Below are 14,090 nucleotides of genomic sequence, written 5' to 3'. Positions count from 1 at the left end.
TTCAAAATTACAATATGTAATCATGGAAACTCATTTGTATTTTGGTTGTGAGCGTTTTAGGATTCAGCTGAGATACGTGTGAAAATTAACTATAACAATCCATTTGTCATCCGAAATACAATTAAAAAGGTACTTACCTGAAATCCTTTTAGTAAAAAAATAAAAATGCCCTGATGGTTCAGGGCATTTTTTAAAAGAAGGGATAAAAGCATTTTATACTGTAAGGCTTGATTTCTTTAAAATAGAGATAATGCATATGACGAATAAAAAAATCAATCCTGACTAATGAATGGCTTGGTTAAACAGTAAATACAATTTATTAATATTCTCTTCGACTATAACGTATAAAATGAAACAGTTTTCTTATTTATAAATTGTACAGCATCCTCAAAAAAACAAATAGTTTATTCCGGTTGCTAAGATAGAGAATCCCATAATAATTGCTATTACAATACTGTGACGTAAACGATTCATAACGAAAATAGCAATATACTCTCGAATCATCGCATTTGGCCAATAATAAAAGGCTGTTTTTGAACCAATTCCTTGGCTATTTAGCCCTACTATTTTAGCGTATAATCCTGCGCGAAACACATGGAAATTGTTTGTGGAGAAAATACAGTTATACTGAAAGCCTTTTAATGATTCCATAATTTCCTTTGAATACAGCATATTTTGATATGTTGTAGTAGAACGATTCTCTTTTATTGTGTGTTCTAAAGGAATCCCATTTTTTACAGCATAATCCTGCATAGCTTCTGCTTCCGAAATATTTTCATCTGGTCCTTGTCCACCAGAAAAAATAATTTTAGGTGGTGAAGAGACAGCTTCTTGTTTCCGATAAAATTCAATAGCTCTGTTAATTCGGCTAGCTAAAAGTGGTGGAACCTTATCATTAATTAAACCACTCCCAAGAACAATGATAAAATCTTGGTTGTATTTCGGTCTATTGAATTGGTACAGAAAATAGGCTGTTAAGAAATTAGATAAGTCTACAAATAAATATATAGAAATAAGAACTGCTCCCCAGTAAAGTGTTCGAATTGATTCGGGGAAGAAGTTAACGGGTTCAATTAAAGAAATTACCCAAAAGATTGAAAGACCTATACCAAGAACGAAAGTTAAACTATTTGCAAAACGTCGGCTTTCTTTACTCATAAGAATCTTAGCATTTAAAAACAGCCCCAATATTAAGGCTACTAAGCCGAAACTTAACATAAAGAAAACGACTGCAGCAGGGATTAGGGCGATGAACAGTAAATACTGATTCCCTGTAATCATAGAGAAGTACGCACTTGCAATAATTATCGAAAGTATAAATAAGTTAAATAAAAAACCGTTTATTATTCTTCTAGGATCTGTTAAATAAAAACCTAGAAAAAGAATGAGTAAAATGATTGGAATAAATGCGTAAAACATAAGTTTTTAACACCTCAATAATTTGATATTATACAGATACTTTATAGCAACTTTTAAAACTTCTTTCATATACCCCCTAGCTATACAATCGATTTAAAACAAAAAGAAATGAAACTTTAGAGTGGTTGTTTACTCTTAATTTCCAATTTTTTTATTATAGCATGCCGATGACTGTAACAAAAATATGCCTTTATTTAATGATGTAGTCGATTGGAAATTAATTGAGGCTCATTGCCGAGATTTATTTCGAGTTGTATTGTCGATAAAAGTTGGGAAGATACTGCCTTCCAAACTTCTCAGAAAGCTGAGTAGTATCAGTAAAGAAAATACGTTATATCAAGTGTCCCGAGAAGTGGGTAGATTCATTCGAACAATATATCCTCTTAGACATATCCAAGATATGAAGTTGAGAGAACAAATTGCAGCTAGTAGAAATAAGGTGGAAGCATATAATGGATTTTTAAAATGGTTATTCTTTGAGGTAATAGAATTATCATTGAAAGTGATTCAATAAAACAAGAAAAGCATCTGTTGAGATGCTTTTTTATTTATTCACAATGTTATTGTAGGATTTTACTGTCAGTATATAGTAGGCAAAATAAATCAATGTATAGGCAACTAGGGTAGTTAAAACTGGAATGAAAATATCTATGCCAAGTGTATTAGAAAGCGCCTTTAAAACGATAATACTATGCAAGCTACCGATAGTAAGTGGCAAAATGAATATAAAGGCAATTTGTTTTGCAATCGATTTAAAAATGGTTTGCTTACTTACACCCAGTTTACGTAAAATGATATATTTGTCTTGATCTATAGTTGCTTCTGTTAATTGTTTAAAGTAAATGATGCTTCCAGTTGCAGCTAAAAAGACGAGTCCTAAAAATACACCAGCGAAGATGACTAATCCTGATGCTTCCACGACACTTTTATAAGCGCTGTATTTGGATATTAAATGAATATCTTTAAGGAGTATTTGAATTGCTTTTGTTAACTTCTCTGTATTTTTGTCATCGGATACTTTATATGCTTGTAGCATATAAGATTTTTGTTGTTTGCTCATATCATAAAAAATTTTGTCAGGCACGACGATAGTGAATTCGTGTAATGAATCATTTAGGATGTTGTCTTGAATCTTTCCTACAAATTGCAATGAATAATCACTACTTGAAAGATGTAGGTCTACTTTGCCGTTTTTATATTCAGTTTGAAACGTATTACTCTTATTTGCATCGAGAGCAACCACTTCTGTATTTTGAAGGGATACTTTTATATCCTTATTAGTCTTATCGGCTAGCATATTGAATGTACTCTCAGATAATAAATTTAACTCATTAGGATTTCTTTCAAAATTAATTGGCATGAGACCATTCACCTGTAAATCCGCTTTTACTTTTATTAAAGGAATAGTAATCTTCTCTTTTATTGTATGATTAGAATTTTTTATTGTATGTTCAATTTGTTGATCTACTTGTGAATCTGTTTTTACATATATAAAACTAAACGGTTCTGTTTTATCAATCATTACTTTATTTTTATAATACATACTATAAGAAGCACCGATTCCACATAGTGTGACTGCGCTTAATAGTGCAATGGTAGTTAGTGTTTTTGCGTTTGCTTGAATGCGTGCTAATAGTTGAGATACACTAACCACATTAATCCCGCGGTAATAGCGTGTTTTATTCTTCTGTAAGCCAAGTAATAAAAAAACAGTAAAAGAACGAAATATGAAATATGTACCGATTATAGAACCACCTAAAATAATACACATATTCCGTATCTTGTGGTCCAGCCATGTAGAAGAGAAAATAGGTTGAAGTGCGAACCAGTAAGAAGCAATAACTAAAATAATTCCTAATAAAGCAGTCCATATGGATCCTTTTGGAATGAGCTCACTTTGTCTTTCAGCCTGAAGTAATTCAATCAATTTGAACTTGTAAATGATGCTATAACCGTGAAAAGATGTTATTAAAATAATAATGGTAAATACAAGCGTGGTATGTATTATTGCTTCTAAAGAAAAAGAAAATGAAATAGTAGTTGATAATTGCATTACTTTTAAAAGTAACATTGAAAACACCTTTGAGAGTAAAGCTCCGATGCTCATTCCTATAATGAGTGCAATAATTCCTATGATGAGATTTTCATAAAATAACATGGTGCCAATTTGCCGTTTTGGAACACCTAGTAAGGAATATAGTGCAATTTCCTTTTTTCTTTTCTTTGTGAAAAATGAGTTTGAATACCAGATGAATATTGCTACAAAAATGATTAGAATAACAGAAGAAGCTTGAAAAACATCTGCAATTCCTTTGGCTGTATTTGTTTGTTCTACGATATAATCGTTATATTGTAAGGATACAAAAATAAAGTAAATGACAATACTAAATATCATAGATGCAAAGTATAGTACATAATTTTTAAGATTTCTTTGCAAGTTTTTTTGGATGATACTAAATGGTGTCATGCCCGCTACCTCCAAGAGCAGAAAGAATACGTAATAGTTTTTGGGGAAATTTCTCTTGTGACATCTCGCCCTTTACAAGTTCCGTGAAGAGTTTTCCATCTTTAATAAAGAGGATGCGTTTGCAATAACTTGCTACAAAGGGATCATGCGTAACCATCAAAATGGTGGCAAGTTGTTTTTTATTTAACGCTTGTAGGCTGTGCAGTAAACCAGCTGCTGATTTAGAGTCTAGTGCACCTGTAGGTTCATCAGCTAAAATTAATTTGGGTTTTCCTATAATAGCTCTCGCTGCTACAGTACGCTGCTGTTGTCCACCAGAAATTTGATACGGATATTTATTTAGCAGTTCTTGAATGCCAAACATTGTTGCAACTTCATCTACGCGTGCATCAATTTCTTGTGCATTTATATTTCTTAAAGCAAGTGGTAAAAGTATATTATCCTTTATCGTTAACGTATCAAGTAAATTGTAGTCCTGAAAAATAAAGCCTAATGTATTACGACGGAATGTAGTAAGCTGCTCATCTTTCATTTTTATAATATTTTTTCCATTAACAATAATTTCTCCTGTGGTTGGTATATCAATTGTCGATAATATATTTAATAAAGTAGATTTTCCAGATCCAGATGGACCCATTATGCCAACGAATTCACCTTCAAAAATTGTTAGATCAATATCATGGAGGGCAGTAAATATGTTACCTCTATTACTAAAGACCTTCCTTACGTGTTTTGCCTGTAATACGGGGTTCAATATGGATCCTCCTCTATTGTATGATAAGCTTATTGTATGGTAATTTTATACCCTAAACCATAGGACAACCTTACAAATTATAATTCAAACCTTACAAACTTGTAAGGTTGAAACAGTGCTAGGAGGCAAACTTTTTATGAAAGTTTTATTAGTTGAAGATGAACCAACCATTCGTGAAACGGTTGCCGATGAGTTAGAGAAATGGGGATTTAAAGTATGGACGAGTACAAACTTTGAACATATTTTAAATGATTTTTTGGCACAATCTCCGCAACTTGTTTTACTTGATATTAATCTTCCTTATTTTGATGGATTTTATTGGTGTAGAAAAATTCGTGAAGTATCGAAAGTACCAATTATTTTCTTGTCATCTCGTGATAATCCTATGGATATGGTAATGGCTATGAATATGGGGGGAGATGATTTTATGCAGAAACCATTTTATACAGATGTTTTAGTTGCTAAAATTCAGGCTCTTATGAGACGTACATATTCTTATACACAAACTGAAACTAATGTTGTTGAATATGAAGGTGTCTTATTAAATTTACAGAGCGGGGAAGTAACCTATCATAATCAAATATTGGAATTAACAAAAAATGAGTTTAAAATTTTACAGATATTAATGCAGAATATAGGATCGATTGTAAGTCGAGATAATATTATGCGTAAACTTTGGGAAAATGAAAGTTTTGTTGATGATAATACATTAACAGTAAACGTCGCTCGTGTAAGGAAGAAGCTTGCTGAACTTGGAAAAGAGGAGTTTATTCATACGAAGAAAGGGCAAGGTTATATTATTACATGAGTATTTTTCGTTACATAAAAGAACGCCGTTATTTTATGCTTCTATACTTTTTGATTATGTTATTTATTTCTACCATGATTTATTTAAGTGAGGGATTAAGTAATACAAAAGCAAATCTTATATATATCAATGTTGTAAGTGCAATTTTTATTCTTATCTATCTTATAATCGGGTATTTTTATCATAAAAGATTTTATAAAGAACTTCATATTGCTCTTCATTTAGAGCAGGATACAGTGATTGCAATCCCAGCCCCACATACATATGAACAGGAACTATATACAGATATATTAAAAAAACTGTATTTAGAGCAACAGGAGCAAATGTACGTATTACATGAGGAAAAGAAAGAATATCACGACTTTATTATGTCGTGGATTCATGAGGTTAAGATACCGATTGCTGCTAGTCAACTATTGATGCGTAGCGACAAACCAGCGGATATTTTAATTGATAAATTAGAGGATGAGTTAGGGAAAATAGATCACTTCGTTGAACAAGCTTTGTATTATTCACGGCTTGATTCCTTCTCAAAAGATTATTTTATTCAAGAAGTTTCTCTAGAGGCAATTACGGGAGCTAGTATGAAGAAATATGCTAAGTCATTTATTTCAAAACGTATTCAATTTGAACGTACAAACTTACAACTTTTAGTAGAGAGTGATACAAAATGGCTATCTTTTATTGTCGATCAGATTGTAGCAAATGCATTGAAGTATACTGATTCTCATGGAGAAATTAAGTTTATCGGGGAAGAAGATAAAGTGGAAAAGCGCCTCATTATTCAAGATAATGGAATTGGTATTAAGCTTGAAGACGTTGGACGAGTATTTGAACGTGGATTTACAGGAGTGAATGGCCGAATTCATACGAAATCAACGGGACTAGGATTATATTTAGCGAAACGTTTATCTCATAAATTAGGGCATGATATTTCTATCGAATCGAAAGAGAATGAATATACAAAAGTGACAATACACTTTCCTAAAGGGAATCAATATCATACGATTGCAAAAACATAAGCAAAGCATTTATCTATAGATAAATGCTTTGCTTATGTTTTTTTATCATGCCACGGTATTCCTGAAACAGAAAATGAAGAAATAGTTATTAATGATAAGCAAGTAGATAATATGAATGCTAGTAAATTCCAAAATAATAATATTTATTTTTTACTTTATTCGAATGTTATTATGTTTTGAGTTTTTATCCATACCTATTGTAAGATTATATAGAGTTCTCCTAATAAACTGTTTTAATGGATTATTTAGGGGTTTTAAATTTATAAATCTTAAATTATTTTTTCGGGATAATTTTTTTATCTAAATAATTTATATTGAAGTAGAGGTGAACCATCGGTGAAGCAGGTGTTGGTGATTAAAAATGAACGGTCTTCAGCAAAGAAAATCGTAAGTGGTTTAACGCAAGAAGGTTACTTCATTTTAAAACTTCACAATGAAAACGAAGGTTTAAATATAATATATGAACAAGATTGGGATATTATCATATTGGATTGGGATTCATTAAGTATATCTGGACCAGAAATTTGCAGACAAATACGACTTGTTAAAACGACACCGATCATTATTGTGACTGACAATATTTCTAGTAAGGATTGCGTAGCAGGGTTACAAGCAGGAGCAGATGATTATATAAGAAAACCATTTGCGAAAGAAGAATTAGTAGCAAGGATTCAAGCGATTTTAAGGAGAAGTGATTGTAACCAGCAAAAGGAGATAAGCTTTTTTCAGTTTAAAGATCTCTTTGTTGATGCATCTAGCAATATTGTGAAAAAAGGTGGCAAAAACCTCTCGCTTACTAAGCGGGAGTACGATTTACTTGTATTTTTAATCAAGAATAAAAACACAATATTGAGCCGTGAAATGCTTTTGAATCAAGTATGGGGATATAATATAGTAGTAAATCCAAATGTAGTAGACTTATATATTGGGTATGTAAGAAAAAAGTTAAAGTGCGAGAAGAAAGAGAGATATATTCAAACGATACACGGCAGAGGCTATTCAATGATTGAATGATAAAATAAGGTAATAGAAAAAGAGTAAAACTATTTCATTCAGTTTTACTCGTTTTTTTGTTAAATGTGATAATCAAATAGTTTCTGAGAAATATTAATAGATGAAAACTGTAAAAAGAATATTTCTATCAGGCAATGGATTATGAAAACATTAGCTATTAATGAGCATTTTTTGCAGGGGAAATTATGGTTTATAAGGTGCTCATCTTTTGGGTATTGTGTAGGGGACGATTCTAGCGCGCATTAGTTGAGACCGGATCTAATGAAAGTGTCTACTCGAAAAAAATCGACACGCTCTGAAGAATAAAGGTTAATCAATACACCCGACTTCACATATTACTTTCTATGCCTGATTTTATGAATTCACACCATTCACAAGATTTTCACAGAATTAATGACTATACTAATTAACAGAATGTCCAAATGAAAATGATTATCAATAGCGATTCAATTGAATGAAAATTACTTTCTAATTCAATCTATGGATGTCATCATTTTCGAAATAAATCACACTATAAGGAGTATACATATGAAAAAATCTATGCTTTTAAAATTAGTGAGTATTCTAGCAATTTTCACTTTAATGTTAGTAGCTTGCTCAGATTCAGGTAAAGAAACTTCGAAGGCTACTAAAGATAATGGTAGTGATAAGCCAAAAACGGTTGAAATCACTGATGCACATGGAAAGGTTACTGTTCCTGTAAATCCAAAGAATGTAGTTGCTTTAGATAACAGAACGTTTGAAACTTTATCTGATTGGGGAATTAAATTAGCGGCTGCTCCAAAGGATATCATGCCTGCTGATTCAGCATATAAAAAGGATGAAAAAGTTCAAAATATTGGGAATCACCGTGAACCAAATCTAGAAATTATTGCAGCAGCAAATCCTGAACTTGTAATTGTTGGTCAAAGATTTGCTGACCATTACGAAGAAATCAAAAAATTAGTACCAAATGCAGCAGTTATTGATCTTAATTTTGATGTTTCTGAGAAAGCTACTAAGCCTGGCGAAAACTTAGTAAAAGGACTTAAAGATTCTACAATTACTTTAGGAAAAATCTTTAATAAAGATAAAGAAGCTAAACAATTAGTAGCTGATTTTGATAAATCTATTGAAAAAGCAAAATCTGCTTATAACGGAAAAGATAAAGTTATGAGTGTTATCGTTACTGGTGGTAATATTGGTTTTGCTGCTCCACATTCTGGTCGTGTTTGGGGACCAATGTATGAAATTTTCGGTTGGACTCCAGCGTTAGAAGTTTCAAATTCTACTGCAGGTCATAAAGGTGATGACGTTTCTGTTGAAGCTATTGCACAAACAAATCCTGATTGGATTTTCGTATTAGATCGTGATGCTGCAACATCTGATGCAGCTAAGTCAACACCTGCTAAGGATGTTATTTCTAAATCACCTGCTCTTCAAAACACAACTGCTGTTTCTAAAAAACAAGTTATTTATGCACCAGAAGATACTTACACGAATGAATCAATTCAAACTTATATAGAGTTATTTGGAAATATGGCAAAAACTTTAGCTAAGTAGTGTAAAGGGGTACGAAACAGTGTCAAAAAATATGATTTCTAGGGTTGAGAATATTTCTCAACCCCAGTTTTATAATCAAAATAAAATATGGACAAAACCTTTTATAATAGCAGTTATAGTTGTTATAATTTTAGGGATTATATCACTGTTTACTGGAGTTTATGATATACGTGGACAAGAGGACGGGACAGAGATGTTTTTCATAACTCGTGTTCCGAGAACAGCTGCATTAATGCTTACTGGAGCTGCGATGGCGATGGCAGGGCTCGTCATGCAACTCATTACACAGAATCGCTTTGTTGAACCTACTACAACGGGGACTATTGAATGGTCAGGCTTAGGCCTGCTTTTTGTGTATTTATTATTTCCTGCCCCGACTTTAGTTCAAAGAATGACTGGTGCAATCATTTTTTCTTTTATAGGAACTATGATTTTCTTTCTATTTTTAAGAAGAGTTAAGCTTCGTTCGTCTTTAATTGTTCCGATTATTGGATTGATGCTTGGAGCAGTAATTTCTGCAGTGTCTACTTTTTTAGGACTCCTTTTTCAAAAGACGCAAAGTATTGAAACTTGGTTTGTAGGTTCATTTGCTAACATTCAGGTGGGAAGATATGAATATTTATGGCTGATTGTTATCATTACTTTTCTTATTTTTATGTATGCTAATAGATTGACTTTAGCTGGACTAGGAGAAGATGTCGCAACAAGTCTTGGAGTTAATTACAATAGAATTGTTCTTTTTGGGACTGCTCTTATCTCTGTTGCAGTTGGAATTGTTGCAGCTGTTATTGGACACTTACCTTTCTTAGGATTAATTGTGCCAAATATCGTTTCAATGTTTAGAGGTGATGATCTTAGGAGTAATTTACCTTGGGTTTGTGTGATCGGAATGGGATCAATAACTGCCTGTGACATCATTTCTCGAACAATTATACAGCCTTTTGAATTACCTGTTTCTTTAATACTTGCAACAGTGGGAGCAGTCGTGTTTATTACTATTTTATTGAGACAAAGAAAACCAAGGAGGCTACGATGATCACATTAGAATATAGAAAAAAAGAAAATGTCGAAATCGATTCTAGCCTTCATAATGAAAGTAGATCAGCTAGCGCTTTTCGGTCTAAGAAGGAAGCAAGACGTTATTGGATTTTACTGATAACATTGATTGCTTTAGGTCTTCTTTCTTCATATGGACTTTTAGTTTATAACAATCCAGTTCCGATAGATTCACCTTCTTTTATCCCAGTCGTTAAGAGAAGGATAGTAGCTATTGTTGCAATGATTATTGCTGCGGTTTGCCATAGCTTGTCGACAGTTGCCTTCCAATCTATTACGAATAATAAAATTATTACTCCATCGCTTTTAGGTTTCGAATCACTTTATTCAGCAATTCAAACGAGTACAGTATTCTTCTTTGGTGCTAGTGCGTTAATAAATTTTAATGGAATTGGATCATTTTTATTCCAAGTTGTTGTTATGGTCTTCATGAGTTTGATACTTTATGGATGGTTACTTTCCGGTAAATACGGGAATTTACAACTTATGCTTTTAGTTGGAATTATTATTGGTACCGGGCTAAATTCTGTGTCAACTTTCATGAGAAAACTACTTGCGCCTTCAGAATTTGATATTTTACAAGCAAGACTATTTGGTTCTGTTAATCATGCAGATCCTGCATATTTTCCTATTGTAATTCCTATGATCATAATTGTAGCGGTATTAATTTTTGCTCATTCTAAGAATTTGAATGTTTTATCACTAGGAAAAGATGTTGCTACTTCTTTTGGAGTTAAATACCAACCTAGTGTAATTTATACGCTTGTATTAGTAGCTATTTTAATGTCCATTTCAACAGCTCTAATTGGGCCACTTACTTTCTACGGCTTTTTAGTGGCAACTTTGAGTTATCAGGCAGCGTCAACTTATGATCATAGATATATTTTTCCGATGGCTTTTGCTATAGGATTTTTAATAATGACGAGCGCATACTTTTTAATGTATCATGTATTCCATGCTCAAGGTGTAGTTTCAGTTATTATTGAATTATTTGGTGGAATCATATTCTTAACTATAGTTTTAAGGAAGAGGGCTTTATGATAAAAATTGATAATGTTAAAAAGTTCTATACTGATAAGGTAAAAATAGGACCTTTGGATATTGAAATACCAAAAGCAGGCTTTACTTCTTTAATTGGACCAAATGGTGCTGGAAAGTCAACGACACTTTTGATGATTGGCAGACTTTTAGATATGGATGAAGGCCAAATTCAGGTAGCAAATATGGATGTTTCTGAATCTAAATCGAAAGACTTAGCAAAAGTTTTGACTATATTGCGACAAGAAAATCATTTTGTAACTAGGCTTACAGTTAGACAATTAGTTGGATTTGGGCGCTTTCCTTATTCAAAGGGAAGGTTGACTAAAGAAGATGAGGTTATCATTTCTAAATATATCGATTTCTTAGATTTAACTAGTTTAGAGAATAGATATTTAGATGAGCTTTCTGGTGGTCAAAGACAAAGGGCATATGTAGCGATGGTACTGTGCCAAGAGACGGAATATGTACTTTTGGACGAACCTTTGAACAACCTTGATGTTGCTCGTTCTGTTCAAATGATGGAGCATTTAAGACGTGCAGCTAATGAATTTGGAAGAACAATTTTGACGGTTATGCATGACATAAATTTTGCAGCTAAATACTCGGATAAAATTTGTGCTATGAAAGATGGACAAATTGCTGCTTTTGGAACAGTAGAAGAGGTTATGGACTCAACACTTTTGACAGATATTTTTGAAACAAAAATAGAGATTATTAATGGTCCTTATGGGCCGATCGCCGTTTATTAGTTATAAAATGTCTTGCGCAGATTATGCAAGCCACTCTAGTTAAAGTTGCTGTCTGTATTTTATAGGCAGCAGCTTTTTTTATGTGATTACTTATAAAATGCAAAAGAATGCTTCACCTTTTCAAGTATGTACCAAACGAAAAAAATATCTCTGTATAACTTTTTAAAAGAATTCAGCTTGGTTTTTTATATGTAATATTGCATATCAGAGTGTATTGATAAAAGTGTAAGGGGTCACTATAATGAGGGCATAAAGATAAATCATATTTTCGTAGCAATAAAAAGGAGGAAATAATATGGAAATCGCAATGGCAGTTTTAAAATTTGTAGGTGGCGTAATCCCGTTAATTCAAGAACTTTTAAAAGCATTTATGTAAATTTATTAGTTAGCAATCATTTATCAATCATTATCATATTTACTAAAAAAAGAACGGGGTGATTTTTCTGAATATTAAGAAAAACACTAAAAGAAGAAAGTTCCTTGCATGTTTATTAGTTAGTCTATGCACTATTAATTATTCATCTATTTCCTTCGCAGAAACACAAGCAAGTAATGCAACTGATGTAACCAAAAATGCTAGTGGCATTGATACTGGTATAGCAAATCTTAAATATAATAATCAAGAGGTTTTAGCTGTAAATGGTGATAAAGTAGAGAGTTTTGTTCCGAAAGAAAGTATCAATTCAAATGGTAAATTTGTAGTAGTAGAACGCGAAAAAAAATCACTTACAACGTCACCAGTCGATATTTCAATTATTGATTCTGTAGTGAATCGCACGTATCCAGGAGCTGTACAACTTGCAAATAAAGCTTTTGCAGACAATCAACCGAGTTTATTAGTGGCTAAGAGAAAGCCTTTGAATATTAGTATAGACTTACCGGGCATGAGAAAAGAAAATACAATCACTGTCCAAAATCCGACATATGGTAATGTAGCTGGAGCAGTAGACGATTTAGTATCTACTTGGAATGAAAAGTATTCTACAACACATACGTTACCTGCAAGAATGCAGTATACGGAATCCATGGTTTATAGTAAATCGCAAATCGCAAGCGCTCTTAATGTTAACGCTAAATATCTTGATAACAGTCTAAACATTGATTTTAATGCGGTTGCAAATGGAGAGAAAAAAGTGATGGTAGCGGCGTATAAACAAATATTTTATACGGTAAGTGCTGAACTACCTAACAATCCATCCGACCTTTTTGATAATAGCGTTACTTTTGATGAGTTAACTCGAAAAGGCGTAAGTAATTCGGCTCCACCTGTTATGGTTTCAAATGTAGCTTATGGTAGAACGATTTATGTAAAATTAGAAACAACATCTAAGAGCAAAGATGTACAAGCTGCTTTTAAAGCCTTACTTAAGGATAACAGTGTTGAAACAAGTGGACAGTATAAAGATATTTTTGAAGAAAGTACCTTTACTGCTGTAGTATTAGGCGGAGATGCGAAAGAGCATAACAAGGTTGTTACTAAAGATTTCAATGAAATCCGAAATATTATTAAAGATAATGCTGAATTAAGTCTTAAAAATCCAGCATACCCAATTTCATATACAAGTACTTTCTTAAAAGATAATGCAACTGCTGCTGTTCATAACAATACAGATTATATTGAGACGACAACTACAGAATATTCAAGTGCTAAAATGACACTTGATCATTACGGTGCTTACGTTGCTCAATTTGATGTATCTTGGGATGAATTCACATTTGACCAAAAGGGTAACGAAGTACTAACACATAAAACATGGGATGGTAGCGGAAAAGACAAAACGGCTCATTACTCTACAGTTATCCCTCTTCCACCGAATTCAAAAAATATAAAAATTGTAGCAAGAGAATGTACAGGTCTTGCATGGGAATGGTGGAGAACAATTATTAATGAACAAAACGTTCCATTAACAAATGAAATAAAAGTTTCAATTGGAGGAACAACATTATACCCAACAGCTAGTATTAGTCATTAAGTATAAAAAAAGCGCCCTATAAGTAGGGCGCTTTTTTACTTAGTCACAAATTTTATTCCTCTATTTGCCGGGCAGCCCGATTGATGAGGGCTGATTAATAATGTAATTCCTAATATAGTTAATCGGCGTTGATTTACTTCTTCACGTAAAATGGATTGAAATGAAATTCCTATTACTTGGACAAGTGTTGCTAAAAGTGTGGCAATTGGAGGAATAAAACTTTATGTTCCTTTGTTTTGGGCCAA

The 14,090-nt window shown here is 32.6% G+C and carries 11 protein-coding genes and 1 pseudogene; 9 read left to right on the top strand and 3 right to left on the bottom strand.

Going from position 1 to position 14,090, the window contains the following annotated elements; translation table 11 throughout:
* Window positions 1–387: 387 nt before the first annotated feature.
* Complete coding sequence (locus tag BLT20_RS26700; RefSeq protein WP_000498960.1) at window positions 388–1,419, bottom strand: YdcF family protein; 1,032 nt, start codon at window positions 1,417–1,419, stop codon at window positions 388–390.
* Window positions 1,420–1,606: 187 nt separating this feature from the next.
* Between BLT20_RS26700 and BLT20_RS26695 the strand changes: the two are divergent.
* Window positions 1,607–1,950: pseudogene (locus BLT20_RS26695) on the top strand (Tn3 family transposase); the annotation flags it as partial.
* A gap of 13 nt (window positions 1,951–1,963) precedes the next feature.
* Here the strand turns inward: BLT20_RS26695 and BLT20_RS26690 are convergent.
* Both BLT20_RS26690 and BLT20_RS26685 read right to left on the bottom strand, forming a co-directional pair.
* Window positions 1,964–3,886, bottom strand: coding sequence for an FtsX-like permease family protein (locus tag BLT20_RS26690; RefSeq protein ID WP_000187486.1), 1,923 nt, complete (start codon window positions 3,884–3,886; stop codon window positions 1,964–1,966).
* Window positions 3,873–4,640 (bottom strand): ABC transporter ATP-binding protein, encoded by a 768-nt coding sequence (locus tag BLT20_RS26685; RefSeq protein WP_083605812.1) that lies wholly within the window; start codon window positions 4,638–4,640, stop codon window positions 3,873–3,875. Before BLT20_RS26685 ends, BLT20_RS26690 begins: the two co-directional genes overlap by 14 nt.
* A 136-nt stretch (window positions 4,641–4,776) precedes the next feature.
* Between BLT20_RS26685 and BLT20_RS26680 the strand changes: the two genes are divergently transcribed.
* From BLT20_RS26680 to alo, 8 genes are all read left to right on the top strand, one after another.
* Window positions 4,777–5,448: a response regulator transcription factor gene (locus BLT20_RS26680; protein ID WP_000866333.1), complete on the top strand. Its 672-nt coding sequence runs from the start codon at window positions 4,777–4,779 to the stop codon at window positions 5,446–5,448.
* Entirely contained in the window at window positions 5,445–6,470 is a 1,026-nt protein-coding gene (locus tag BLT20_RS26675) for a sensor histidine kinase (RefSeq protein WP_000021841.1), read from the top strand. Before BLT20_RS26680 ends, BLT20_RS26675 begins: the two co-directional genes overlap by 4 nt.
* Window positions 6,471–6,806: 336 nt before the next feature.
* The gene (locus BLT20_RS26670; protein WP_000815814.1) at window positions 6,807–7,484 is read left to right on the top strand and encodes a response regulator transcription factor; all 678 of its coding nucleotides are present in this window, start codon (window positions 6,807–6,809) and stop codon (window positions 7,482–7,484) included.
* 528 nt (window positions 7,485–8,012) lie between these two features.
* The gene (locus BLT20_RS26665) at window positions 8,013–9,026 is read left to right on the top strand and encodes a siderophore ABC transporter substrate-binding protein (RefSeq protein ID WP_000749429.1); all 1,014 of its coding nucleotides are present in this window, start codon (window positions 8,013–8,015) and stop codon (window positions 9,024–9,026) included.
* Window positions 9,027–9,045: 19 nt separating this feature from the next.
* Complete coding sequence (locus tag BLT20_RS26660; RefSeq protein ID WP_000042077.1) at window positions 9,046–10,062, top strand: ABC transporter permease; 1,017 nt, start codon at window positions 9,046–9,048, stop codon at window positions 10,060–10,062.
* Complete coding sequence (locus BLT20_RS26655; RefSeq protein ID WP_000631245.1) at window positions 10,059–11,123, top strand: iron chelate uptake ABC transporter family permease subunit; 1,065 nt, start codon at window positions 10,059–10,061, stop codon at window positions 11,121–11,123. Before BLT20_RS26660 ends, BLT20_RS26655 begins: the two co-directional genes overlap by 4 nt.
* On the top strand, window positions 11,120–11,872 hold the full coding sequence (locus BLT20_RS26650) for an iron ABC transporter ATP-binding protein (RefSeq protein WP_000590071.1): 753 nt from the start codon (window positions 11,120–11,122) through the stop codon (window positions 11,870–11,872). The genes BLT20_RS26655 and BLT20_RS26650 overlap by 4 nt, the downstream gene beginning before the upstream one ends.
* Window positions 11,873–12,306: 434 nt before the next feature.
* Window positions 12,307–13,845 carry an anthrolysin O/cereolysin O family cholesterol-dependent cytolysin Alo gene (gene alo / locus BLT20_RS26645; RefSeq protein WP_000576727.1) on the top strand — a complete coding sequence of 513 codons (1,539 nt, stop codon included), beginning with the start codon at window positions 12,307–12,309 and terminating at the stop codon, window positions 13,843–13,845.
* Window positions 13,846–14,090 lie beyond the last annotated feature (245 nt).

The sequence above is a fragment of the Bacillus sp. cl96 genome, assembly GCF_900100505.1.
Classification (GTDB): Bacteria; Bacillota; Bacilli; order Bacillales; family Bacillaceae_G; genus Bacillus_A; species Bacillus_A cereus.
This window is presented reverse-complemented; position numbering and strand designations above follow the sequence as displayed.